The organism is Pseudomonas sp. RSB 5.4 (assembly GCF_037126175.1).
In the GTDB taxonomy this organism is placed as follows: Bacteria; Pseudomonadota; Gammaproteobacteria; order Pseudomonadales; family Pseudomonadaceae; genus Aquipseudomonas; species Aquipseudomonas fluorescens_H.
In genome coordinates, this window is sequence record NZ_CP146986.1 from 1,759,246 (window position 1) to 1,783,605 (window position 24,360).

Sequence of the window (24,360 nt, forward strand, 5' to 3'; positions counted from 1 at the left end):
TCAGCGTAGCTGTATGTTGCTGTATCGATTCCGCGCGCACAGCATCCACACGGAACAGTCAAAATTCCGTGAAATATCAACCTGAATTCAGGTTTTCCCGCGCGGGGCCGAAATCCTAACAGACAAGCCTTAATAGTGCTGCGGCGTTATTCGACTTGGGTCGCGTATGCCCGATCACCCAAACGTGGTTGGATGCTGGCGTTGATTTATTACAAGAAAAAGAAATCGGAGTGACAGCGTTATGAACAGCTTGCGCAGTGTGTCGATCAGCCGACGCTTGTGGCTCATTTTGATTGTGGCCGTGGTCATGTTGTTGACCTTGGGCGTGTTGATGCTCAAGCAGATCCACGACGACCTGTATCACGCCAAGGCGCAGAAAACCCAGCATGTGGTGCAGACCGCCAGCGGCCTGCTGACCTACTACCACGACCTCGAAACTGCCGGTACCCTCACCCGCGACGCCGCACAGAAACAGGCGCTGACCGCCATTCGCGGTCTGCGCTACGACCAGAGCGATTACTTTTGGATCAACGACCTCACGCCTGTGATGGTCATGCACCCGACCAACCCCAAGCTCGAAGGCCAGAACCTCTCGGCGATCCGCGACCCGGACGGTTTCGCGGTGTTCAACGAAATGGTCGCAATCGCCAAAAGCAAAGGCGCCGGCATGGTCGATTACCGCTGGCCCAAGCCCGGCGCCAGCGAGCCGGTGGCGAAAACCTCTTACGTCAAGCTGTTCGAGCCATGGGGCTGGGTGCTCGGCTCCGGCGTTTACATCGACGATGTGCAGAGCGAGTTCCAGGGTCAGGTGATCAAGGCTTCGGTGATCGGTCTGGTGATCGCCGTGATCATGGCCCTGCTGGTGATTTTGATTGCCCGCAGCATCGTGCGTCCGCTGCAGGAAACCGTGAACGCCATGGCCAACATCGCCAGCGGTGAAAGCGACCTGACTCGCAGTCTCGACACCCACGGCCAGGACGAAGTGACGCAACTGGCTCATCACTTCAACGCCTTTACCGCCAAGTTGCGCCGGGTGATTGGCGATTTGCAGATCTCGGCCAGTGCGCTGGGCCAGTCCTCAAGTGAACTGGGCAACGATGCCACCCAGGCCCAGCAACGCAGCCAGCAGCAATCGCAGCAGATGGAACTGGTGGCGACCGCGATCAACGAAGTCACCTACGGCGTGCAGGACGTAGCGAAGAATGCCGAACATGCTGCCGCTGAAATGCGCGATGCCGAAGCCCAGGCACAACAGGGCCAGATCAACATCGACGGCAGTCTGCAACAGATCGATAAACTGTCGGGGACTATTGATCAGGCGGTCGAGGTGATTCGCACCCTGGCGGCGGAAAGCACGCAGATTGGCAGTGTGCTGGAGGTGATCCGATCGATTGCCGAGCAGACCAACCTGCTGGCACTCAACGCCGCCATCGAAGCGGCCCGCGCCGGCGAACAGGGCCGTGGCTTCGCGGTGGTGGCCGATGAAGTCCGGTTGTTGGCGCAGCGCACGCAAAAATCGACGGCGGAAATCCAGACCATGATCGAACGCCTGCAGAATCATTCCGAAGCGGCGGTGAAGGTCATTGGCGACAGCAGCAAGGCCTCGCAACTGACCATCGAACAGGCCGGCCTCGCCGGCGCCAGCCTCAACGCCATCGGCCAGGCGCTGCGCAATCTCAATGGCCTGAACGCCTCGATTGCCAGCGCCACACTGCAACAGGCGCATGTGGTCGAAGACATTAATCAGAACGTCACGCAGGCAGCGGGCCTGTCTCACAGCACCGCGTTGGCGGCGGAGCAGTCGAGCGCGGCGAGCGTGAAGCTTGGGCAATTGAGCGAGCAGTTGAACCAGCTTCTGCGGCAATTCCGCGTCTGACAGCGCTACCCTGTAGGAGTGAGCCTGCTCGCGATAGCGTCGTATCAGTCAACCAAGAGTGACTGAACCACCGCCATCGCGAGCAGGCTCACTCCTACAGTTTTTTGGGTACAATCCGCTCCCTCCTCAATTCCCCCAAGGAACCCCCATGTCCGGGCTTGAACTGTTTGCCGCCGCCCTCGGTGTGATCGCCGTCTGGCTGACGGTCAAACAGAATCCGTGGTGCTGGCCGATCGGCCTGGTCATGGTGTTGCTGTACAGCTGGATCTTCTATGACGTGAAGCTGTATTCGGACATGTTGCTGCAAGTGATCTACGCCGCGCTGCAAGTCTACGGCTGGTGGCAATGGACACGCGCCGGCACGATGCATGACGGACGCGATGTCACCCGTCTGGACCGGCGCTCGATCCTGCTCGGCCTGAGTGTCGGAGCGCTCGGCAGTCTGCTGCTCGGCGCAGCCATGGCACACTGGACCGATGCGGCGCAGCCGTGGCTCGACGCCGCGCTGACGGCGTTCAGCCTGGTCGCACAACTCTGGATGGCGCAGAAACGCCTGCAATGCTGGGCGCTGTGGTTCGTGCTGGACGTGATTTTCGTCGGTCTGTTTCTTTACAAGGGCCTTTACCTCACTGCGGCACTCTATGCCCTGTTCACCTTGATTGCCGTGCAAGGTTGGCGTGAGTGGCGCGCCGATCCGGCGTTGCAGCGATGAAAGTCGTTGTACTGACCGGCCCGGAATCCACGGGCAAGAGTTGGCTGGCGGCAGGCCTGCAGGAACACTTTGGTGGCCTGCGGGTGGATGAATACGTGCGCTGGTTCATCGAGCAGAATCCGCGCGACACCTGCCTGAACGACATCCCCGACATCGCCCGAGGGCAGTTGCAATGGGAGGATCAGGCACGGGCGCAGCAACCGGAACTGCTGATTCTCGATACCCACCTGCTGAGCAACATCCTCTGGAGCCAGACGCTGTTCGGCGACTGCCCGCACTGGCTCGAGTCCGAGCTGCTGGCGCGGCATTACGACCTGCACCTGCTGTTGTCGCCGGAGCAGATCGACTGGACCAACGACGGCCAACGCTGCCAGCCGCAACTCAGTGAACGCATGGCGTTCTTTCAGGCCACCCGCGACTGGCTGGAACAACACCGGCAACCGCTGCAAATCATTCAGGGCAACTGGGATGAACGTCGGTCTCAGGCCTTCGATGCAGTGAGGCGTTTGTTGGCTGCTTGACCGTCAAAGGGCTCCTTTCGGGGCTCAAGTGTCCATTCCTGAAACACCCATCCCCGCGCAAAGCAGCCATTTCAATGGCCTTCATCGTTCTGTCAGGACATCTGTTACTGCCGTGAAACACCTCAGCGCAAACCCTTGTTCCAGAGCTTTGCACCGCCCCTGACCCCGCACGCGCCTGCACGACTGTTTCAGCGCTGAGACAGATTATGTAACAGCGCTGCACGGCTCGGCACTAACCCATTGAAAGTCAAGGACAACTCAAAAGCGGCACAGCTTTCGCTCTCTCCTTCACAACGCTGACAAGAGCCAGCCCACTGAAGAAGGAATTGCCGCCGTGGGGAATATCAATAAAGGCTTGACCTGCCTCTTGCTGATCGGATCTGCAGCCAGCTCTCTGATCAGTTTCACCGCCCACGCCGATGGCAACGGCGTGATCGTTCTCAATCGGGAAGTTCAACCCATACCGATTGGCCGCAATGGCGGCAAAGACCCCTACCCGACCACAGTCAACGCCAACCCGTCAGTGACCGTCAATGCAGCCACTGCGCATGCCGAACTGAGCGATAACGAATTCGCCGGCATCGCCAGCGGTTCTTCAATTGCCAACTCGGTGAACAACGCGTTCGGCGGCTCCGCCGTCAACACACTCAATGGCATCAACAACGGTATGCCGGGTGCGGGCGGTGGCAGCGGCAACGGCGGAGGCATGGGCTCATCCATCTCCAACACCGTGAACCGCGCCGTCAGTAATGGCCTGGCCCCACTTGGCGCTCTCGGCGGAGCCATGAAATGAACCGCTCCCTGATCTTCCTCGCCCTGCTGGCCAGCACCAGCGCCATGGCCGACTCCAGTGTACCGGTGCAGAACAGCGCCAACATCCAGGATTCCGGTGCCCAGTACAACGGCAACTTCGGCGTCAACCAGGCGGCTGGCGACCAGTCGCAACAGGCCAACGTCCGGGCCATTGCCAACGGCCCCAGCGCCTCGGCGACGACCACCATCAACCAGAACATCAACACGGCCAGCGATCCGCGGATGAACGCGACAGCCACCATTGGCGGCAACTCTTTCAGTAACGGCAGTGGCGTACTGGGCGTGAACCAGTCGGCCGGCGCCGGCAACCAGATGGCCAACGTGGTACGGATCAGCACCAGTACCGGGCCGCAAAGTATCGACGACAGCGTGCTTTCCCAACAGAACGTGACGCCGTCAATCAGCTCAGGAGCAACTGACACTTCGAAAGGCAGCCGCCAGGTCATTACCAGCGACCAGGCCTTCACCGGCAGCCGGGGAGTGATTCAGGTGAACCAGAGTGCCGGGGTGGGGAATCAGGTTTCAAACACCCTGAGCATCCGGGTCGCTAACTGACCCAATTGCAGTGCAAGAAAGTACCAACACTTAACCAACACATGAGCAAGGGGAAACAAAATGAAATCTACAATGGCCCTCAAACCACTGGTTTTCGCTCTGGCAGCAGTGATGGCAATGGCAGCACAAGCAGGCGGCGGCAATGAAGGCGGTCACGGCCACAACCCTCCTCCACCAAAAGGCCCGACTCTGGAACAACTGCTGCAGATCGGTGCAGGCGCCAGCGCCGTTTCGGTGGATACCCAAAACAGCGACACCAACGTTGTGAACAACGAAGGCACCCAGAACAATTCGTCGATGTCCAATGCGATGAACAGTTCCAGCGGCAACATCAACGGTAACTCGGCGGCCGGTGACGGCAACCAGCAAGCCAACCTGGCAGCGATCGCTTCGTCTGACGAAAGCTTCATCTTCGGCACCTCGACCGCGGCCGCCAGTGCCACCCAATACAACAACAATAACTATGTGAACAACCAGTCGACCGTCAACTCGTCGACCCTCAACAATGTCGCCAACAGCAGCTCGGGTAACATCAACGCCAACTCCGCTGCCGGCAACTTCAACCAACAGAAAAACGACCTGGCAATCGCTTCGTCGGGTGGCCGTGTAGCCCAGGCTGCCTCTGCAGCTAGCCAGTCCTCCACCAACCTGGTTGTTGAAAACCAAGGCGTGCAGACCTACTCCAAAGACACCCTCAAAGGCACCTTCAGCGCAACCGGTGGCTTCGTGGCAGCCGGCGTGGCAAAAACCGAAGGCGACGATCATGGTGGTCACGGTGGCTGGGGCGACAAAGGCGGCAAAGGTGGCAGCAGCACTTCTGGCTTCGTAGCAGTAGGCGAACTGGCACTGGCCGGCACCACCACCCAACAAGTGCTGGTTCCAACCGGCTGGGCCGCACCGGTGTACAACACCTCCAATGTTGCCAACGTAGCGAACGGCTCGTCCGGCAACGTCGGCTTCAACAGTGCGGCAGGCGTTGGCAACATGCAGGTCAACGCAACTTCCATCTCGTCGGCCGGCCATTAATCGCGACCGTCTGCAAAAGCCCCGGCAACGGGGCTTTTCCACACTCCGACAAGGCGTATCGATCATGCGTATGACTGCCCTCACCGTCCTGCTGTGCCTGTGCGGCGCCACGCAAGCTGCACAGATGCCCGTAGCCGCCCTTCCTGGCGGCATCCTGGTCTACAAGCAGGTACAAAGTATTCGTGAGCGAAAGTTCAGCGACATTGTCGAGCAAAAAACCGATTTCAGTTGCGGCGCCGCCGCACTGGCAACCGTGTTGCGCCAGGCTTATTGGCTCGACGTCGATGAGGATCACATCATAAAAGGCATGCTGGTCAACGCAGACCAGGATCTTGTGCGTACACAGGGTTTCTCCATGCTGGACATGAAACGCTACATAGAAAGCATCGGCATGCGCGCCAGGGGCTACAAGATTCCGCCTGAAAAGCTTGATGCAGTTTCGATACCGGTCGTAGTCCTGATGGACATCCGCGGCTACAAACACTTCGTCGTATTGCAGCGGGCAGACAAGGACTGGGTGTACATCGGCGACCCCGTACTGGGCCACAAACGCTACAGCCACGCTGACTTCGTCAACGGCTGGAACGGCATCGTATTTGCCATCGTAGGCCCCGGTTACGACAAAGCCAACGTATTACGCGACCCTCCGGCACCACTGACAGCAAAGAACAAACTCGATGAGTTCGCCCCTGTCAGAGACGCCGAACTGATGGAATTCGGTTTCATTCAGAGCGACTTCTTTTAGCGTCCAATAATGATAAGAGGGGCAGGATGCTCCGGGAGCAGCAGATGAAAGCCTCATACTGGCTGGCGGCCGCTTGCCTGGCGGCAAGTACGTCAAGCTTTGCCAATGAAGTATTCAAACCGATAGAAGTCAACGACCAGGAACTCAGCCAGCTACGCGGTCGTTTTGTCATGCCGGGGCGCATCATCAGCTTCGGCGTCGTCATGAGCAGTACCTGGCGCAACGCCAGTGGCGACCTGATAGGGGCAACCAGCTCGATGCAGATTCAGGCCTCCACCGTAAAACCCCAATTCTATGTCTCCACCATCAGCCAGCTCGGCAACGGTTCCACGAACAATACCCAAGGCACCGGCAACGTGATTGGCGGCGCAGGACTGAGCAATACACAAGGCGTGACGCAAAGCGTACGCGCCGCTGGCGACAGCAACAGTGCCAACAACAACGTTGCGATCAACGTAACGCAATCGACTACCGCACCGACCATGGCTCCGGCCTCCGGTCAGGCCCTGATGAGTGGCCAGACCATCGGCGCCAGCAACGCCGCCGGCAGCGTCGCCGTATCGGCCATCAGCGGCGGCGTGCAGATGGCCATCCAGGCCAGTAACAACCAGGGTTCGGCACTGCAACAAGTGGCTCAGGCCGGCTTGCTGCAAAACACCACCCTGCTGGGTAACAGCAATCTGGTCAACAACCAGACCCTGCTCAATGTCGTGATCAACAACAACCTGAATCCGGCCGCGAGCGCCGCGCAGAATCTTAATCAACTCAAGGGACTACGCAATTCAGGATATTGAACTACGCTGATTTTCGATCATTGGGCTTAAAGGGACGGCTTTTTCATGTATCGATCGGCATCACTGCGCGCAGTCGTATGTTTGAGCACACTTTTTCCGGCCGCAGCGTTACAGGCCGCGACGGATCCGGATGTTGAAACACTCAAGCAGGAGCTCCTTGAGCTTAAACAGCGATACGAGACGCAGCAAAAGGCATTGGCGGTACTTGAGCAGCGGGTTCGGCAGGTTGAAGACCAGCCTGCGACCCCGCAGCCCAAGCGTCTGGTCAAATCCCCTGCAGAGCTGAGAAAGAGCAATCAATCGGTCGCTGCGACCGGTACGGGTGCAGCCGCAGCGTCGGGGGGCGCGGCGGGAGGAAGTGGTGCGTCCTACGGACAGTCGCTGGCAGACGATTCGCAACCGGCGCAAAGTGTGACCAACCTGTATGACGAGGCCAGCGGCTTCTTCGGCGGCGGCAAGTTCAGTTTCGAGACTGGTCTGACGTATTCCCACTACGACACTCGCCAACTGACACTCAACGGCTTCCTGGCACTGGATTCGATCTTTCTGGGCAACATCAACCTGGACCGGATCAAGGCTGACACCTACACACTGGATCTCACCGGCCGCTACAACTACAACAACCGCTGGCAGTTCGACCTGAACGTGCCCGTGGTCTATCGCGCCTCGACTTACCAGTCCGGTGGTGGCAACAACGGCGGTGCGAACGTCACAACCCAGGGCGACGTAGATCAGGATCCGACGATTGGCGACATCAACGCCGGGATTGCCTACAAGTTCCTCGACGAATCGGCCAACCTGCCGGACGCGGTATTTACCTTGCGCGTCAAGGCTCCAACCGGCAAGGATCCGTTTGGCATCAAGCTGATCCAGTCGCAAAGCAACACCAACCTCTATGTACCTGAAAGCCTGCCGACCGGTAACGGCGTCTGGTCGGTTACGCCCGGTATCTCGCTGGTCAAGACCTTCGACCCGGCAGTGCTGTTCGGCACGCTCTCCTACACCCACAACCTGGAGGAGTCGTTCAGCGATATCAGCTCGACGGTCAATCAGAAAACCCCGGGCAAGGTCAGGATCGGCGACAGCTTCCAGGTCGGCATGGGCGTAGCATTTGCCCTGAACGAGAAGATGAGTATGTCGTTCTCGATGTCTGACCTCGTTCAGCGCCGCAGCAGCCTCAAGCCTGATGGCCAGGACTGGCAGTCGGTGATTTCCAGTGATGCCAACGCCGGTTACTTCAACATCGGCATGACCATCGCCGCCACGCCGAACCTGACGATCGTGCCCAACCTGTCACTGGGGATGACTCCGGACGCGCCGGACTTCACCTTCAGCCTGAAATTCCCGTACTACTTCTAAAGCAAAAGCAAAAGTTCGCAGCCTGCGGCAGCTCAACGGATTCCACATCCAGGAGCTGCACAGGCTGCGATCTTTTTGATCTTTGGTCTCTAGCGGATCTGGTGTTTGTGCAGCAGGCGATAAAACGTCGGCCGCGACACGCCCAGCACCTTCGCCGCCACACTGAGGTTGTCGCTGTGCCGGTTCAACACATCGCACAGCGCCTGGCGTTCGGCGCGGGTCTTGTAGTCTTCCAGCGTCCCCATCGGTGCCGAAATCGAGTGCTGACTGAGTAATCCCAGATCCCGGGCTTCGATCTGCCTTCCTTCCGCCAGCACCAGACCACGTCGCACGCGGTTGGCCAGTTCCCGCACGTTGCCTGGCCAATCGTGTTTGCCCATGGCGATCAACGCATCCTCACTGAAGCTGCGCGGACGGCGCCCGGTCTCGTGGCTATAGAAGTGGGAAAAATGGTTGGCCAGCATCGACAGATCACCGTGGCGTTCGCGCAATGGCGCGGTTACCACTTGCAGCACATTGAGGCGGTAATAGAGGTCTTCACGAAAACGCTTTTTCTCGATGGCCGCTTCCAGATCGACGTGGGTGGCCGCCAGTACACGAACATCGACCGGGATCGGCTGACTGCCGCCGACGCGCTCGATGTGTTTTTCCTGGAGAAAACGCAACAGGTTGGCCTGCAATTCAAGTGGCAGATCGCCGATTTCATCGAGAAACAGCGTGCCACCATTGGCGGCCTCGATGCGCCCGACCTTGCGCTGATGCGCACCGGTAAAGGCACCTTTCTCGTGGCCAAACAGTTCGGACTGAATCAAATGTTCGGGAATGGCCCCGCAATTGATCGCCACAAACGGCTTGCTGTGGCGTTGGGACTGGCGGTGCAGCGTGCGTGCGACCAGTTCTTTACCGGTGCCGCTTTCGCCACGGATCAATACCGGGGACTCGGTCGGCGCCAGTTTGCTCAGTAACTTGCGCAGCTCACGGATCGGCTTGCTGTCGCCAAGTAACTCGTGTTCAGGCTGGTCGACGTGAATCGTGCCTTGCCCGCGCAAACGCGCCATGCCGAATGCGCGGCCCAGAGTTACCTGTACGCGTGAGACATCGAACGGCAAGGTATGGAAATCGAAAAACCATTCGCAGACGAAGTCACCGACGTTCTGTAATCGCAGGACTTCCTGATTCAACACCGCGATCCACTCGGTGCCACTGCGGCTGATCAATTCCTTGACCGCTTCGGGGCGTTCGAGGTGAAAAGGTTGCAGTCGCAGCAGCCCGACATCACATGTCCGATCAGCGGCATTTTCCAGGGTACAACTGTCAACATCCCAGCCCACCGCGCGCAATCCGGGTAACAGGCGATGGCAGTCGTCACAGGGGTCGACTACCAATAAACGTCGTAACGCTGGCGCTTCGATCATGACTGTTCCTTGGCGCCAAATTTAAGGAAATTATTGTAAAAACAGTCATTTGGCAGACCCGACTGTAACATTAGCAAGAAATTGACAGGGCCTTGTATCGATTGCTTATAGGTATACAAGCTAACGAGTTATAAGAAGCGAGTTCATTAGTTAGCTATCGAGTTACTATCTTTCAGCAAGCTTTCAAAAACGCTCGATATGTCCGGCCTCAGCAACAAAGTTGAAATTTCTTTGTGTCGTGTGTGACCTGCCACGGGGTTGCGTGCATCAGTACAAGTAACCAGCCGAACGGTAAGCCCAACCGACGGCAGATCATTTGATTGGGCACGACAGAGAGAAGATCCCATGACCGCCCCGCTCCGTATCAACGAAGCTCTTTTGATTGCCAACCACGCGTTCAAACCCTTCCAGTGCGTGGCTTGGGCCCCACAAGACGGCAACGGTGAACTGAACCTGACCGTCATCGATCGCACCAACTCGCATATCGGTCGTCAGCAGATCCCAAGCAGCGCCTACTCCGACCCGGCGCAGCTGGAATTGCTGTTGCAACAAGCCCGTGCTGAATTGAGCAAAGAAGGTTACCTGCTGCAATCGTGGTCGATGCCACATTGATCAGAGGCTGATGCGGATGACTTTCACGTCATCCGCTCTGTTCTTTGTTAGTTATCCGCTGCTGTTTATCTTCAATACTTCTGTACAACTTTCTTCAACCTGCCAGGCGCCACTGCTTGGCAGGCTTTCGTTTGGTTCAAAAAGACACTGTTATGGCACAGTGCGACGCTCCACCTGTTAGTTCTGTCAGTTGAACTTGCGTGTATTCAGGGATTGAATGTTCCGCTCATGCAGTTACCGCCCATTCGGGCCTGGTCAACTTGCAAGGAGAGGCATGCATGTCACCCGAGAACGCCTTTGCGCGCCCGGCACTACTCAACAGTTCCGGGCAACTCGACAAACAATTTGCCAACACTGGCGTCGCCCAAGTGTATTTCGCCGGCAGTGTTTCCAGCATGACTCAGGGTGTCGCGCTGGATCGACAGGGGCGCGTGCTGGTCGCCGCCAAGGTCGGCACTGCTCAAGGCAGTCGTTTCGGTCTGGCACGCCTACTCGGGGACGGTTCGGCCGACCTCGCTTTCGGCCAGCAAGGCAGCGTGATTGGCGAGTTCGAATGCGGTTTTGAGGCCACCGGTGGCAAGGTCCAGGTATTGCCCGACGGACGAATCCTGCTGGCCGGGCTGCATTATCAAAACGCCCATCGCACCCTGCCCGCCCTTGCCCTGTTCAATACCGAGGGCATCCCCGACCCGAGCTTTGGTGAAAATGGCCGCAAAGTAGTGCGCCTGCCCGGCGACCTGTCCATCGGTTCCCGCGATTGCTGGCTGCCGCCCGGCGTACCGGGTGCTGAAGCCTGTGACATCGCCGTGCAGGACGACGGGCATATTCTGCTGATCGCCAATCACCACTTCGAACTCGCCGACCATGCCGGAATGCTGATCCGCCTGACGCCAGACGGGACGCTCGATGAAAGCTTCAATGGGCGCGGTTTCGTGATGATTCGACATTTGCTGCTCAACACGTGGCTCAGCAGCCTCGTATTGCAGAAGGACGGGCGGATCCTTGTCGCCGGCTCAATTGATTTTCCCCAAGAGGGGCTGGTGGCGCGCTACCTGCCTGACGGGCGACTTGATGAGCGCTTCGCGGTGGATGGCTTCCTGGCTTTCAAAGCCAATGGCAAAAGCGCGATGGTCTGTCAGGTCATCGAGTCAAAGGAACATCTGCACTGTTTTGGCAGCAGTCGCGATCCGATCCGCTGCCTGGCGCTGAGCCTGCATCCTAACGGCCGCCCGGATTGGCGCAACGACACTGGCCACCCGCATCTGCTGGAAATCGGCCCCAGTGGTTGCCAGTGGAGCGCCGCGCAACGCATGGCGGATGGTCGGATCATGGCGGTGGGTGCAACGATCGGCGGCGTCGAGGCCGACTTCATCGTTGCTCGCTATAAAGCTGATGGCCATCTCGACCGAAGCTTCGGCAACGGCCACGGCTGGTTGCGCACGCGCCTGGGCCGCAGCCTGGATACCGCCAATTCTCTCGCGATCCAGCCAGACCGGAAAATTCTTGTCGGCGGCTACTCGCTCGACGGCAACTACCGCGCCATGGTCGCGCGCTATCTGAATCAATAACTTCCGTGGACTTGAACTTGCCAGACACTTGCGGCAACTTGCGCGCTTCTTAATACAAGGAGCAACCGATGTCCGGTTCACTGGCCCAGGCGTTCGCGCACAATTTCCTCGGGCATTCGCCCCGCTGGTACAAGGCGTGCATCGTCGGGTTCCTGATCCTCAACGCCGTGGTGCTGTTCACTGTCGGCCCGGTCGCCGCCGGCTGGCTGCTGGTGATCGAGTTCATTTTCACCCTGGCCATGGCCCTCAAGTGCTATCCGTTGATGCCCGGCGGGTTGTTGCTGATCGAAGCCCTGCTGCTGAAGATGACCACGCCGCAGGCGCTGTACGATGAGCTGGTGCACAACTTTCCGGTGATCCTGCTGCTGATGTTCATGGTCGCAGGCATCTACTTCATGAAAGACCTGCTGCTGTTTCTGTTCTCGCGCCTGCTGCTCGGCGTGCGTTCCAAGGCGCTGCTGGCGCTGATGTTCTGCTTTCTTTCGGCGTTTCTGTCGGCGTTTCTTGATGCGCTGACCGTGACGGCGGTGATCATCAGCGCGGCGGTCGGTTTCTATTCGGTTTACCACCGCGTAGCCTCGGGCAACGATCCGCGTCAGGACAGCGAATTCAGTGACGACCGGCACCTGCCAGCCTTGCACCATGACGATCTCGAACAGTTTCGCGCATTCCTGCGCAGCCTGCTGATGCACGGCGCGGTGGGCACCGCACTCGGCGGGGTCTGTACGTTGGTGGGCGAGCCGCAGAACCTGCTGATCGGCCATGAGATGGGTTGGCACTTCGCAGAGTTCTTCTTGAAAGTCGCGCCGGTGTCGCTGCCGGTACTGGTGGCGGGCCTGCTGACCTGCATGCTGCTGGAAAAATTGCGCTGGTTTGGCTACGGCACCCTGCTGCCGGACAACGTGCGTGCCGTGCTAGCCAATTACGCCGCCGAAGACAACGCCGAACGCACACCGCGCCAGCGTGCCGCCCTGCTGGTGCAAGGCACTGCTGCGTTGATCCTGATTGGTTGCCTGGCGTTTCACGTCGCCGAGGTCGGCCTGATCGGTCTGATGGTGATCGTGTTGATCACCGCGTTCACTGGCATCACCGACGAGCATCGCCTGGGCAGCGCCTTCAAAGACGCCATGCCGTTCACTGCATTGCTGGTGGTGTTCTTTGCCGTGGTCGCGGTGATTCACGATCAACAACTGTTTGCCCCGTTGATCCAGTGGGTGCTGGCGCTGCCGGCGGAGCAACAACCGGGCATGCTGTTCATTGCCAACGGCCTGCTCTCGGCAATCAGCGACAACGTGTTCGTCGCCACGATCTACATCACCGAAGTGAAACAGGCTTTCCTGTCCGGGCACATGAGCCGCGAGCATTTCGAGACACTGGCGATCGCGATCAACACCGGCACCAACCTGCCGAGCGTGGCAACACCGAATGGTCAGGCGGCGTTCCTGTTCCTGCTGACCTCGGCGATCGCGCCGCTGGTGCGTCTGTCGTACGGCCGGATGGTGTGGATGGCGTTGCCGTACACCGTGGTGATGGGATTGCTGGGGTGGTATGCGGTGAGTTACTGGCTCTGACAACACGCGATTAAATCTGTGGGAGCGGGCTTGCTCGCGAAGACGGAGCATCAGGCACTTGATGTGTTGACTGGCACACCGCATTCGCGAGCAAGCCCGCTCCCACAGTTTGTTTCCGGGTGAATCAGCGACCGAGGATGTACTTCTCGATCGCCTGCGCCACGCCATCGTCGGTGTTTGGCGCGGTCACTGCATCGGCCTGCCGTCGCACTGCTTCTTCCGCCTGCCCCATGGCGATCGAGAACCCGGCACGATGGAACATCGCCGGGTCATTACCGCCATCGCCAATCGCGGCGGTGTGCTCCAGCGGCACGTTCAGGTACTCGGCAATCGTCGACAGCGCGGTACCCTTGTTAGCCTCCAGTGCCGTGACGTCCAGATACACCGGTTGCGAACGTGAAACCTGCGCCTGTCCCTCAACCTTGGTCAACAAACGGGCTTCCAGTTCAATCAGCAGATCCGTGTTGTTACTGGTGGCGACGATCTTGTCGATGCGCTCCAGATAAGGTTCGAAACTCTCCACCACCACCGGCGGATAGCCAAGACCGTGCTGTTCGCGCGGCACCATTGGCCCGTTGGGGTCCTTGAGCAGCCAGTCACCGCCACTGAACACCCAGATTTCAACACCTGGCTGATCGATGAACGTCGCCAAAGCCGTCAGCGCCACCGGTACCGGCAGATAGTGCGCAGCCAGCAGCGTGCCGTCAGGCTTGACGATGGTGCCGCCGTTGAACGCCGCTGTCGGCACGTCGATACCCAAGGCTTCGATCTGCTGCAACATGGCTTTGGGTGGACGCCCGGTCGCAAGACTGAAGAACACGCCCGCCTCGCGCAACGAGCGAACTGCGTCGATAGTGCGCTGGCTCAGGCTGTGATCGGGCTGCAACAGTGTGCCGTCCATGTCACTGAGCAGAAAACGGATGGAGTGTTGCGTTGCGTTACTCATCCCAGACCATGCCAGACGCGACCATCGCGAGTCAGCAGATCATTGGCGGCTTGTGGGCCATCTTCACCGGCAGCGTAGCTCTGCACGCTGGAGTCCTGCTGCCAGGCGTCGAGGAACGGTTGCACCGCACGCCAGCCGTTCTCGATGTTGTCGGCACGCTGGAACAGCGTCTGATCGCCGGTCAGGCAGTCATAGATCAGCGTTTCATAGCCAGTGGACGGCTGCATCTCGAAAAAGTCCTTGTACGCGAACCCCAGCTCGATGTTGGCCATGTTCAACGCCGGCCCCGGCCGTTTGGCCAGCAGGTCGAGCCACATGCCCTCATTGGGCTGGATCTGGATACGCAGATAAGTCGGCTGCAGCTCGTCGACCTCGGTGTCACGGAACTGCGCGTACGGCGCCGGTTTGAAGCAGATGACGATCTCGGTGTCGCGTACGCTCATGCGCTTGCCGGTGCGCAAATAGAACGGCACACCGACCCAGCGCCAATTGTCGATCATGACTTTCAGCGCGACGTAGGTTTCGGTGCTGCTGTCGGGCGAAACGTTCGGCTCCTGACGGTAACCGTTCAACGCTTTGCCATCGACTTCACCGGCGCTGTATTGACCGCGTACCGAATTGGCTCGCGCCTCCTCGACCGACCATGGGCGGATCGCGCCGACCACTTTGGCCTTCTCGCCACGCACGGCGTCAGCGCCGAACGCGGCCGGTGGTTCCATGGCGACCATCGCCAGCAACTGGAACAGGTGATTGGGCACCATGTCCCGCAACGCGCCGGTGTGCTCGTAAAAACTGCCACGGGTTTCAACACCGACAGTTTCCGCGGCGGTGATCTGCACGTGGTCGATGTAATGGTTGTTCCAGAACGCCTCGAACAGGCTGTTGGAGAACCGGCTGACCAGAATGTTCTGCACGGTTTCCTTGCCCAGGTAATGGTCGATCCGATAGATCTGTTTCTCGGACATGACCTTGAGCAGGCAGGCGTTCAAGGCTTCGGCGGTTTGCAGATCGGAGCCGAACGGCTTCTCGATTACCACCCTTCTGAACGCCTCGGGGGTCTCTTCAAGCAGTTTGGCCGCGCCGAGACGGCGCACCACTTCACTGAAAAAACGTGGCGCGGTGGCCAGGTAGAACACCGCATTGCCAGTGCCGCTATCGGCAATTTTTGCCGCCAGCGCTGAATAGGTGCTGTCGTCCAGGAAGTCACCCTGGACGTAGCTGATACCTTTGGCGAGCTTGGCCCACAAGGCCGGATCAAGCATCTGATCGCCCTTGCCGACCTTCGCCGCCACTTCGGTACGGATGAAGTCTTCGAGTTTTTGCGCGAAGGCTTCATCGCTAATGGCGTTGTGGTCAACGCCGACGATCCGCAGGCCATCATTCAGCAGGCCGTCGCGACTCAGGTTGTACAGCGCCGGCATCAGCAAGCGCTTGACCAGGTCACCGTGGGCACCGAACAGAAACAGCGTGGTCGGTGGAGCGGGTTCTGCCTTGGATTTCCTGCGGATCGTATGGGTCATTTTTTCGGTGTCTCCACATGGCCGCCGAAGCCGAAGCGCTGGGCCGAAAGGATCTTGTCGCCAAAGGTGCCCTGACCGCGGGAGCGGTAGCGCGAGAACAACGAGTTCGACAGCACCGGCACCGGCACTGCCTGTTCCATGGCCGCCTCGATGGTCCATTGGCCTTCGCCGCTGTCAGCCACCGAACCGGAGAAGCCGTCGAGCTTCGGATCGCTGGCCAGCGCGTCGGCGGTGAGGTCCAGCAGCCAGGACGAAACCACGCTGCCACGACGCCAGACTTCGGCGATGTCGGCAACATTCAGGTCAAAACGCTGGTCTTCCGGCAGACGCTCGCTGGATTTGGTCTTGAGGATGTCGAAGCCTTCGGCAAACGCGGCCATCATGCCGTACTCGATGCCGTTGTGGATCATCTTGACGAAGTGCCCGGCACCGGCAGGACCGGCGTGAATGTAGCCGTGCTCGGCACGGTGATCATCGGACTTGCGGTCCTTGGTGCGCGGAATGTCACCCATGCCCGGCGCCAGAGCAGCAAACAGCGGGTCAAGGCGCTGCACGGTCTCGGCATCGCCGCCGATCATCATGCAATAGCCGCGCTCCAGGCCCCAGACGCCGCCGGAGGTGCCGACGTCGATGTAGTGCAGGCCTTTCTCGGACAGAGTCTTGGCCCGGCGGATGTCATCCTTATAGTTAGTGTTGCCGCCGTCGATGATGGTGTCACCGGCTTCCAGCAAATCGCTCAGGGTGTTGATGGTGTCTTCGGTCGGTGCGCCGGCCGGCAGCATGACCCACACGGCGCGTGGCTTGGCCAGGCCTGCCACCAGAGCGGACAGGTCGGCAACGCCGGTGGAGCCCTCGGCGACCAGGTTATCGATGAAAGCGGTATTGCGGTCGTAAACAACGGTGGTATGACCGTTGAGCATCAGACGTCGCGCAATATTGCCGCCCATGCGGCCCAGTCCAATAATCCCGAGTTGCATGTGCTGATGCTCCTTACTGCGAATAAATGTGTGTCAAAGGTTATAGCCCAACGTGATCCATGGAGGTTAGTCCAGAGCGTCGGGTGGGAAGTTTCCGGGCATTGTGCCCGATTCAGACTGATAACGCCCCGAATCCTGCCGAAGACACACCGACCATGAAAAATAAAAAAGTTCCATTCACGGGCAAAAGAATTCAAAATTGGCGCCGATAGCAAGTCAGTAGCCCCGACGCGGGGACGATTTGCAGTTGAGACACGCCATTTGCGAGGTGAGCAATGGGCACAGTACATACAGCAATGCCTCCACAAACCCTGTACGTCACGATCCGTCGTGATGAATTGCGCCAGTTGAAAGACGAGCGCGACCAGTTGAAGCAGGAGCTGGCGCAGCTGCGCTCGCTGACTCAGGGCGCCCAGCCCAAACCTCTGCCGGTTGTCCAGCGCAATCCGCACGCCTGACCTGCCCCGCCAGCTTTGGGAACGGCGCCTGTCGTTCCCGACATGATGCTCCCCTGCCCCTGATCAGCAACTAACAAAGTTTTCACACTGCCTTGGTGATACTCCGGCCCATTCTGGCCGTGCGTTTGCGCGCGGCTTCCGTTCGTCGGTTTTGATGTAGCGCTCCGACGGTGGTTAGTGACGATGAGCTGGAGTGCTGAATGGCATTGTTCAAACGCAGCAAAACGACTGCGACAGGTTTCGACTGGGCCGGTGTTCTCTGGCTGTTCGCGTTCTTCTGGTATTTCTCGGGAATCACCCAACTGCTGATCCAGCTGACCGGCACCTCCGGTTTCAGCGGTTTCCGTCAGGCCTTCGTGATGAGTGCGCTCTGGCTCGCCCCGATGCTGGCGTTCCCCAAGCGCACCAAACTGCTCGCCGCGTTGATCGGCGTGGTCCTGTGGGCCTGCTCCATGGCCAGCCTGGGTTACTTCTTTATCTATCAGCAGGAATTTTCGCAAAGCGTCATCTTCATCATGTTCGAGTCGAACGTGTCTGAGGCAGGCGAGTACATGACCCAGTACTTCGCATGGTGGATGATCCCTGCGTTCCTCGCCCATACCGCTTTCGCCTACTTCCTGTGGACGCGCCTGCGCCCGGTTTACATGCCCCGTGGCCGCGCATTCGTGGCCGCGATCGCGATCGTCTTCGCCGTAGTCGGCTACCCGCTGATTAAACAAACCCAGCGCACCGGCAGTTTCGCCGGCGGTTTCGAGAAGTTCGAAGATCGCATCGAGCCAGCCGTGCCTTGGCAAATGGCGGTGGCTTACCACCGCTACCTCGATACGCTTGCCGGTATGGAAGAGATGCTGCACAGCACCAGCAAGGTCCCGCCGCTGCATAACCTCAAGGTTGCAGACGCCGATAAACCTTCGACCCTGGTGCTGGTGATCGGCGAATCGACCAACCGTCAGCGCATGAGCCTGTACGGCTATCCGCGCAAGACCACGCCGGAGCTGGACAAGCTCAAGGATCAGCTCGCGGTGTTCGACAACGTCATCACTCCGCGCCCTTACACCATTGAAGCATTGCAACAGGTCCTGACCTTCGCCGACGAAGAAAACCCGGATCTGTACCTGTCGACGCCTTCGCTGGTCAGCATGATGAAGCAGGCCGGCTACAAGACGTTCTGGATCACCAACCAGCAGACCATGACCAAGCGCAACACCATGCTCACAACCTTCTCCGAACAGGCCGACGAGCAGGTGTACCTGAACAACAACCGTAATCAGAACGCCGCGCAGTACGACGGTGACGTGATCGAGCCGTTCAACAAGGCGCTGACTGATCCGGCTCAACGCAAGCTGATCGTCGTGCATCTGCTCGGCACTCACATGAGCTACCAGTACCGCTATCCGCCGACTTTCGACAAGTTCCAGGACCGTACCGGCGTGCCGGCCGGCGTGCGTGATGACCAGGTGCCAACCTACAACAGTTATGACAACGCCGTGCTGTACAACGATTTCGTGGTGTCGAGCCTGATCAAGGACTACGCCAAGTCCGATCCGAACGGTTTCCTGCTGTACCTCTCCGACCACGGTGAAGACGTATTCGACTCGGCCGGCCACAACACCCTGGGCCGTAACGAGAACAAACCGACGGCGCCGATGTACACCATTCCGTTCATGGCCTGGGCTTCGCCGAAATGGCGCGAGAACCATAACTGGAACTTCGCCGCGGACCTGGGGCGGCCTTACAGCAGCTCGCACCTGATCCACACTTGGGCAGACATGGCCGGCTTGAGTTTCGATGAACTGGACCGCACCAAGAGCCTGGTCAGCGATAGCTTCAAGCCACGTCCGCTGATGATCGGCAACCCGTACGAGCGTGAGCAGCGCGCGCTGATCGACTTCAGCCTGATGAAGCCGAAAAAGGTCGAGCCTGCCGCTGCGAATGTCGTGCAGCAGTAACTGCCTGGAAGGCGCCGGTTTCGAGAGATCGCAATCGGCGCAACGTATAAAGAAAAAGCTCCGTATCGCAAGATACGGAGCTTTTTTTCGTTTCCGGGGCGGACAGGTTTATCGCTTGTGCGGCACTCTGCTGTGCCGTCTGAAAGGAATCGGCACAGCCAGCATGCGTCGAAGGTGCCTTCCCCTAGAAAAAGCAGCCAGCGCGCTCAGAGGGCACCAGTGAACCGCACTGCTGGACTCAAGGGGTTTTCCAGCACAAAAACAAACGCCCCGAACTAGTCGGGGCGTTTGTGGGTACATTCACTTGGCTGCTTTCACACCCGTCGCGATGCAGATCCGGCGCTATCAGTAAGCCTTGCCGGTCTTGTAGAAGTTCTCGAAGCAGAAGTTGGTGGCTTCGATGTAGCCTTCGGCGCCACCGCAGTCAAAACGCTTGCCCTTGAACTTGTAAGCCATTACGCAGCCGTTCTGGGCCTGCTTCATCAGGGCGTCGGTGATCTGGATTTCGCCACCCTTGCCTGGCTCGGTCTGTTCGATCAGATCGAAGATGTCCGGGGTCAGGATGTAACGACCGATGATCGCCAGGTTCGACGGAGCGTCTTCCGGCTTTGGCTTCTCGACCATGCTGTGTACGCGGTAGATGTCGTCGCGGATCATCTCGCCGGCGATCACGCCGTATTTGCTGGTTTCCTGTGGATCGACTTCCTGAATCGCGATGATCGAGCAGCGGAACTGCTTGTACAGCTTGACCATCTGGGTCAGTACGCCGTCGCCTTCGAGGTTGACGCACAGGTCGTCCGCCAGCACCACGGCGAACGGCTCGTCACCGATCAGCGGGCGACCGGTGAGGATCGCGTGGCCCAGACCTTTCATTTCGGTCTGACGGGTGTAGGAGAACGAGCACTCGTCGAGCAGCTTGCGGATGCCGACCAGGTATTTCTCCTTGTCGGTGCCTTTGATCTGGTTTTCCAGCTCATAGCTGATGTCGAAGTGGTCTTCCAGAGCACGCTTGCCACGACCGGTCACGATCGAGATTTCAGTCAGGCCAGCATCCAGAGCTTCTTCAACGCCGTACTGGATCAGTGGCTTGTTTACCACCGGCAGCATTTCTTTGGGCATGGCTTTAGTCGCTGGCAGGAAGCGAGTACCGTAACCGGCTGCTGGGAACAAGCATTTCTTGATCATATAAGTCCTTGAAAGGGCTGTGTGTACGAGTTTCGGCGCAGTCTAATCAGGCGGCGTGCACCTTACAATGCCCCGCACTGGCTAACCGATGCCAACATAGAGAAATATTCTCTCCGATAGTTCCGTTGGCGTCTTCGACCCGCGAAAACAGAGTAGCTCAAACACGCAAATGCGCTGCATCACCATACGCTCATCATCCCCCAATGTGAGGATTTGTCGGTATCATGGCGCCTTTGAACCAGCGAACGAGACAGATAGATGGCCGCGGTAAAAATCATCAACGGGTATGTGATCGACAAGAAAGACGGCAAGTGGACGCTGACCACTACCAATGGCGAACACATCGCCGGGCCTTTCGACAGCGAGCAGTTGGCGACGGATGTGGCGTCGGTGTTCACCGACACCCCGGCGTCGTCCAAACGCCGTGGCAAAGATCAGGACTGATCGGTTGCGACACGTCCCGAGCCCTGCCCTTGTGCAGGGCTTTTTTGTGGCCGCTCGCAGCCCGATGAAAACAAGTGGCCAATCGCTATAACCTTTTCATGCTGGCGCTGTCAGAGCGTTTAGCCCCTCCCTCGCTGAAGACGACACACTTATGAACATGAACAGATTGCTGCCGCTGATCGCGGTATTGGCCCTGGGTGGCTGTGCCACCTCGCAAACCACTTACCTGAACAACGGCGAACAGGGCCTGACCATCGATTGCTCGGGCGAGGCCAACTCCTGGGCCACCTGCTATGAGAAGGCCGATGCCTCCTGTGCCGGCACCGGTTATCGCATTGTCGGGACCGATGGCACGCCGGCCCCCAAAGAAAGCGACAAGACTTTGGGGGTCGATGTCGGCAACTACAAAAACCGTAGCGTGGTGGTGGTCTGCAAATAGACCCTACATGTGAATCTCGGCGAATTTGATCCCGAGCCCACGCACGATCTCGATCAAGTCGTCGAGCCGGGCAAAGGATTCGACTTCGTCGTTATCGTCCACCAGGAAATAGCTGCGACCGGCGCTCTTCTTGAAAAAAACGATCCACTCACCCGGATTCGCCGGATTTTGAATGACATGCGTGGCAGAGATAAGGCCCTCTGCATGCCGTTCCCGTACTTGCTCTCGCTTCATGCGCGACTCCAGAAATGAAAATGCCGTCACAGCATGACTGTGACGGCATCGGTGCTGATGGCCGCTATTCTATCAGCCGGAAATACAGGCATTGGCGGCGTTTTGCACGTCACGAGGGCGAATCGGCACATTGGACATGCGCTCATGCAGCTTGATGCTGCTGCCGCCGGAGCGGTCGTCGATGTCAAACACCGCTGCCGCGCCAGTGGAAAATTTCCCGGGGACAATCACTCGCACGCCATCCTTGTGCGGCTGCATCTGCAGCGCGCCACGGCTGCTGGCCAGCTTGTCCGCAAGGCACTGAGCATACTCATGGGGTTTCTTGCCGGAAATCACGCTCATGGTCGGCAAGGTTTCATTGATCTCGGAAACACTCGCGCAACCACCCATGACCAACATCAACGGCAGACACACCACACCCCACTTCATACAAATACCTCCCATAAAGACCCTCGGACAGCAGTAATGCCATTTTTCTCCGAGGCTTACTCCATTAAACCCGCATCGAATCGCGAATAACTGTTTTTAATTGTCAAAGCAGCGCTCGACGGCGGGATAATAACCCGTTCGGGCTGATAAACTGCGCCAATCGCACATGCTATCGTTTTGATTTAGTAGAAAAAGCCCTTCTGGAGGCGCCCATGAAATTCATTCACCAGCGCGAGCACCTCAACGAAGACGACATTGTCGTCATCCAATGCTCGCAAACCTGCAACATCCGTTTGATGAACGACGCCAACTTCCGCGCGTTCAAGAATGGCGGACGCCACACCTACCACGGCGGCGCTTTCGACAAGTTTCCTGCGCGCATCACCGCGCCGAGCACCGGCTTCTGGAACATCACCATCGACACCGTCAGCCGTCGCGCCATCAGCGTCACGCGCAAACCGAACCTGACCCACTCGATCAAGATCATCCGCCGCTCCAGCACAAAACTCAGCTGAGTCGCCCTGACACAAGGTAAGTACGACCGTGGCCCAAACGACCAAATACGTCATCAAATACAAGCTCAACGGTGATCGCCGCTTCGAGTTCGCGCAACTGGAGCACGGCACCGTGGAAGAAGCCAAGGCTGCACTGGATGCCATCCACGGCCAGACCGATGACGTGATCAGCGATATCGCCGTCAGCAAAGCCCTGTAACGCAGTCCGTCGAATTCAATCGCAAGCGGCGGGGTGTTCTGCCGCAGGGACTTGCCCAGACTGACAGCCTAGACCAAGTGTTCAGGAGTCAGCATGTCAATGTCCCCGTCACGGCTGGATGCGCTCGATTGGCCCAGCCTGGAGCAGCAACTGGATCAATACGGCTACGCCATCATCCGTTCGCTGCTGTCGGCGCCAGCCTGTGAGCGCTTGAGCGCCCTGTATTCACAGACCGAACCGTTTCGCTCGCAGGTCATCATGGCCCGCCACGGTTTCGGTCGCGGGGAGTACAAATACTTTCGATACCCCCTTCCGACCACCCTCGAACGTCTGCGCAACGCGCTATACCCGCGCCTGATGCCGTTGGCTAATCGCTGGTACGAACGCATGAATTTGCCCGTCCGATTTCCCGCAACCCATGCCGAGTTTTTGCAGCAATGCCACGCCGCCGGCCAGTTGCGACCGACGCCACTGCTGTTGCAATACGGCCCGCAGGACTACAACTGCCTGCATCAGGATCTGTATGGAGAACTGGTTTTCCCTCTGCAGGTGGCGATTCTTCTGTCAGCGCCGGGGCAAGACTTTACCGGCGGCGAGTTCGTCCTGACCGAGCAACGCCCGCGCATGCAGTCGCGCCCGCACGTCGTGGATCTGCACAAGGGTGACGCGGTTATATTCGCGGTCAACCAGCGCCCGGTCAGCGGCACACGCGGCGATTATCGAGTGACCATGCGTCACGGCGTCAGTCGCCTGCACAGCGGAAATCGGCATACTCTGGGCATCATCTTTCACGACGCATCATGAACACCATGCAACCGACCACCTTCGACCTGTTCGCCAACCACGAACCCGAGCAACAACCCCGCGCCGAGCAGATCGGCGAACAATCATGGGTGTTGCGCGGCTTCGCCCTGCCGGTGATCGATCAACTGTTGCCAGTGCTGGAAGCCATTCTCGCCGTAGCACCGTTGCGCCACATGATGACCCCGGGCAGTTTCAGCATGTCGGTGGGCACCAGCAGTTGCGGAACCCTGGGCTGGATCACCGACCGTAGCGGTTATCGCTACAGCACCGTCGACCCGCTGAGTGGCCAGCCTTGGCCGGCGATGCCAGAAGTGTTGTCAGAACTGGCGCGCAAAGCAGCACAGCGCGCTGGATTTGCCGACTTTCATCCAGACTCCTGCCTGATCAACCAATATGTCCCCGGCGCGAAGATGTCTTTGCATCAGGACAAAGACGAAAATGCCTACGCCGCGCCGATCGTCTCGCTGTCCCTGGGCTTACCGGCCATGTTCCTGTTCGGTGGTTTTGCCCGCAGCGACAAGAGCCAGCGTATTCCTCTGCTGCACGGCGACATGGTGATCTGGGGCGGCGTTGATCGCCTGCGTTTTCACGGGGTGCTGCCGATCAAGCCCGGCCAGCATCCGCGTCTGGGCGAACGGCGGATCAACCTGACTTTCCGTGTTGCTGGATGATCCTGAAAAATTTGACCGCAAGG

The 24,360-nt window shown here is 58.8% G+C and carries 27 protein-coding genes; 20 read left to right on the top strand and 7 right to left on the bottom strand.

From position 1 onward, the window contains the following. Positions 1–241 precede the first annotated feature (241 nt). The 9 genes from V9L13_RS07780 to V9L13_RS07820 all read left to right on the top strand — a co-directional run bounded on the left by V9L13_RS07780 (position 242) and on the right by V9L13_RS07820 (position 8,401). Positions 242–1,876, top strand: a complete 1,635-nt coding sequence (locus V9L13_RS07780) for a methyl-accepting chemotaxis protein (protein ID WP_201137502.1) — start codon at positions 242–244, stop codon at positions 1,874–1,876. 148 nt (positions 1,877–2,024) lie between these two features. Further along, entirely contained in the window at positions 2,025–2,588 is a 564-nt protein-coding gene (gene pnuC / locus V9L13_RS07785) for a nicotinamide riboside transporter PnuC (RefSeq protein ID WP_041064427.1), read from the top strand. Then, complete coding sequence (locus V9L13_RS07790) at positions 2,585–3,109, top strand: AAA family ATPase (RefSeq protein ID WP_201137500.1); 525 nt, start codon at positions 2,585–2,587, stop codon at positions 3,107–3,109. The genes pnuC and V9L13_RS07790 overlap by 4 nt, the downstream gene beginning before the upstream one ends. Before the next feature lie 334 nt (positions 3,110–3,443). Next, positions 3,444–3,902: a hypothetical protein gene (locus V9L13_RS07795; protein WP_003225361.1), complete on the top strand. Its 459-nt coding sequence runs from the start codon at positions 3,444–3,446 to the stop codon at positions 3,900–3,902. Continuing rightward, positions 3,899–4,477: a hypothetical protein gene (locus V9L13_RS07800; protein WP_003225363.1), complete on the top strand. Its 579-nt coding sequence runs from the start codon at positions 3,899–3,901 to the stop codon at positions 4,475–4,477. Before V9L13_RS07795 ends, V9L13_RS07800 begins: the two co-directional genes overlap by 4 nt. Before the next feature lie 60 nt (positions 4,478–4,537). Continuing rightward, on the top strand, positions 4,538–5,503 hold the full coding sequence (locus tag V9L13_RS07805) for a hypothetical protein (protein WP_003225365.1): 966 nt from the start codon (positions 4,538–4,540) through the stop codon (positions 5,501–5,503). Between the two features lie 64 nt (positions 5,504–5,567). Next, positions 5,568–6,248 (top strand): C39 family peptidase, encoded by a 681-nt coding sequence (locus V9L13_RS07810; protein ID WP_003225366.1) that lies wholly within the window; start codon positions 5,568–5,570, stop codon positions 6,246–6,248. A gap of 44 nt (positions 6,249–6,292) precedes the next feature. Further along, entirely contained in the window at positions 6,293–7,042 is a 750-nt protein-coding gene (locus V9L13_RS07815; RefSeq protein WP_045122475.1) for a hypothetical protein, read from the top strand. Between the two features lie 45 nt (positions 7,043–7,087). Beyond that, complete coding sequence (locus V9L13_RS07820) at positions 7,088–8,401, top strand: hypothetical protein (protein WP_262141103.1); 1,314 nt, start codon at positions 7,088–7,090, stop codon at positions 8,399–8,401. Positions 8,402–8,490: 89 nt separating this feature from the next. Here the strand turns inward: V9L13_RS07820 and V9L13_RS07825 are convergent, their stop codons facing one another. Beyond that, positions 8,491–9,816, bottom strand: a complete 1,326-nt coding sequence (locus V9L13_RS07825; protein WP_003225372.1) for a sigma-54 dependent transcriptional regulator — start codon at positions 9,814–9,816, stop codon at positions 8,491–8,493. A 345-nt stretch (positions 9,817–10,161) separates the two neighbouring features. Here V9L13_RS07825 and V9L13_RS07830 point away from each other — a divergent pair, with 345 nt between their 5' ends. The 3 genes from V9L13_RS07830 (at position 10,162) to nhaB (ending at position 13,567) form a co-directional block, all read left to right on the top strand. Beyond that, the gene (locus tag V9L13_RS07830) at positions 10,162–10,428 is read left to right on the top strand and encodes a hypothetical protein (protein ID WP_003225374.1); all 267 of its coding nucleotides are present in this window, start codon (positions 10,162–10,164) and stop codon (positions 10,426–10,428) included. Between the two features lie 278 nt (positions 10,429–10,706). After that, positions 10,707–11,996 (top strand): hypothetical protein, encoded by a 1,290-nt coding sequence (locus tag V9L13_RS07835; protein ID WP_338802092.1) that lies wholly within the window; start codon positions 10,707–10,709, stop codon positions 11,994–11,996. A gap of 68 nt (positions 11,997–12,064) precedes the next feature. Next, positions 12,065–13,567: a sodium/proton antiporter NhaB gene (gene nhaB, locus V9L13_RS07840; RefSeq protein WP_338802093.1), complete on the top strand. Its 1,503-nt coding sequence runs from the start codon at positions 12,065–12,067 to the stop codon at positions 13,565–13,567. A 124-nt stretch (positions 13,568–13,691) separates the two neighbouring features. Here the strand turns inward: nhaB and V9L13_RS07845 are convergent, their stop codons facing one another. From V9L13_RS07845 to gnd, 3 genes are read right to left on the bottom strand one after another with little or no spacing between them, the layout of a single operon-like run. Beyond that, positions 13,692–14,513, bottom strand: a complete 822-nt coding sequence (locus tag V9L13_RS07845) for an HAD family hydrolase (protein ID WP_338802094.1) — start codon at positions 14,511–14,513, stop codon at positions 13,692–13,694. Then, a complete protein-coding gene (gene zwf / locus V9L13_RS07850; RefSeq protein ID WP_338802095.1) occupies positions 14,510–16,033 on the bottom strand; it encodes a glucose-6-phosphate dehydrogenase in 1,524 nt (507 codons plus the stop codon). Before zwf ends, V9L13_RS07845 begins: the two co-directional genes overlap by 4 nt. Further along, positions 16,030–17,010: a phosphogluconate dehydrogenase (NAD(+)-dependent, decarboxylating) gene (gnd, locus tag V9L13_RS07855; RefSeq protein WP_338802097.1), complete on the bottom strand. Its 981-nt coding sequence runs from the start codon at positions 17,008–17,010 to the stop codon at positions 16,030–16,032. Before gnd ends, zwf begins: the two co-directional genes overlap by 4 nt. A 275-nt stretch (positions 17,011–17,285) precedes the next feature. Between gnd and V9L13_RS07860 the strand changes: the two genes are divergently transcribed. Together V9L13_RS07860 and V9L13_RS07865 are read left to right on the top strand one after the other, a co-directional pair. Beyond that, positions 17,286–17,468: a DUF6026 family protein gene (locus V9L13_RS07860; RefSeq protein ID WP_003225385.1), complete on the top strand. Its 183-nt coding sequence runs from the start codon at positions 17,286–17,288 to the stop codon at positions 17,466–17,468. A 200-nt stretch (positions 17,469–17,668) separates the two neighbouring features. Next, the gene (locus V9L13_RS07865; RefSeq protein WP_003225386.1) at positions 17,669–19,417 is read left to right on the top strand and encodes a phosphoethanolamine transferase CptA; all 1,749 of its coding nucleotides are present in this window, start codon (positions 17,669–17,671) and stop codon (positions 19,415–19,417) included. A 345-nt stretch (positions 19,418–19,762) separates the two neighbouring features. On the opposite strand, the gene galU is transcribed toward V9L13_RS07865, so the two are convergent. After that, positions 19,763–20,602: a UTP--glucose-1-phosphate uridylyltransferase GalU gene (gene galU, locus V9L13_RS07870; RefSeq protein ID WP_007912230.1), complete on the bottom strand. Its 840-nt coding sequence runs from the start codon at positions 20,600–20,602 to the stop codon at positions 19,763–19,765. A gap of 258 nt (positions 20,603–20,860) precedes the next feature. On the opposite strand from galU, the gene V9L13_RS07875 reads away from it, so the two are divergent. Together V9L13_RS07875 and V9L13_RS07880 are read left to right on the top strand one after the other, a co-directional pair. Beyond that, positions 20,861–21,046, top strand: a complete 186-nt coding sequence (locus V9L13_RS07875; protein ID WP_003225388.1) for a hypothetical protein — start codon at positions 20,861–20,863, stop codon at positions 21,044–21,046. Positions 21,047–21,197: 151 nt separating this feature from the next. Then, entirely contained in the window at positions 21,198–21,485 is a 288-nt protein-coding gene (locus V9L13_RS07880; protein ID WP_003225390.1) for a hypothetical protein, read from the top strand. Positions 21,486–21,488: 3 nt separating this feature from the next. On the opposite strand, the gene V9L13_RS07885 is transcribed toward V9L13_RS07880, so the two are convergent. Together V9L13_RS07885 and V9L13_RS07890 are read right to left on the bottom strand one after the other, a co-directional pair. Beyond that, positions 21,489–21,719 carry a hypothetical protein gene (locus V9L13_RS07885; protein WP_003225391.1) on the bottom strand — a complete coding sequence of 77 codons (231 nt, stop codon included), beginning with the start codon at positions 21,717–21,719 and terminating at the stop codon, positions 21,489–21,491. Between the two features lie 72 nt (positions 21,720–21,791). Beyond that, positions 21,792–22,148 carry a hypothetical protein gene (locus V9L13_RS07890; RefSeq protein WP_262141107.1) on the bottom strand — a complete coding sequence of 119 codons (357 nt, stop codon included), beginning with the start codon at positions 22,146–22,148 and terminating at the stop codon, positions 21,792–21,794. 212 nt (positions 22,149–22,360) lie between these two features. Here V9L13_RS07890 and V9L13_RS07895 point away from each other — a divergent pair, with 212 nt between their 5' ends. The 4 genes from V9L13_RS07895 (at position 22,361) to alkB (ending at position 24,337) form a co-directional block, all read left to right on the top strand. After that, the gene (locus tag V9L13_RS07895) at positions 22,361–22,663 is read left to right on the top strand and encodes a DUF1883 domain-containing protein (RefSeq protein ID WP_003225394.1); all 303 of its coding nucleotides are present in this window, start codon (positions 22,361–22,363) and stop codon (positions 22,661–22,663) included. A gap of 28 nt (positions 22,664–22,691) precedes the next feature. Continuing rightward, complete coding sequence (locus V9L13_RS07900) at positions 22,692–22,862, top strand: hypothetical protein (protein ID WP_003225397.1); 171 nt, start codon at positions 22,692–22,694, stop codon at positions 22,860–22,862. 93 nt (positions 22,863–22,955) lie between these two features. Next, a complete protein-coding gene (locus tag V9L13_RS07905) occupies positions 22,956–23,666 on the top strand; it encodes a 2OG-Fe(II) oxygenase (protein ID WP_338802099.1) in 711 nt (236 codons plus the stop codon). Positions 23,667–23,671: 5 nt separating this feature from the next. Next, on the top strand, positions 23,672–24,337 hold the full coding sequence (alkB, locus tag V9L13_RS07910) for a DNA oxidative demethylase AlkB (protein ID WP_338802845.1): 666 nt from the start codon (positions 23,672–23,674) through the stop codon (positions 24,335–24,337). The last annotated feature ends 23 nt before the right edge of the window (positions 24,338–24,360 follow it).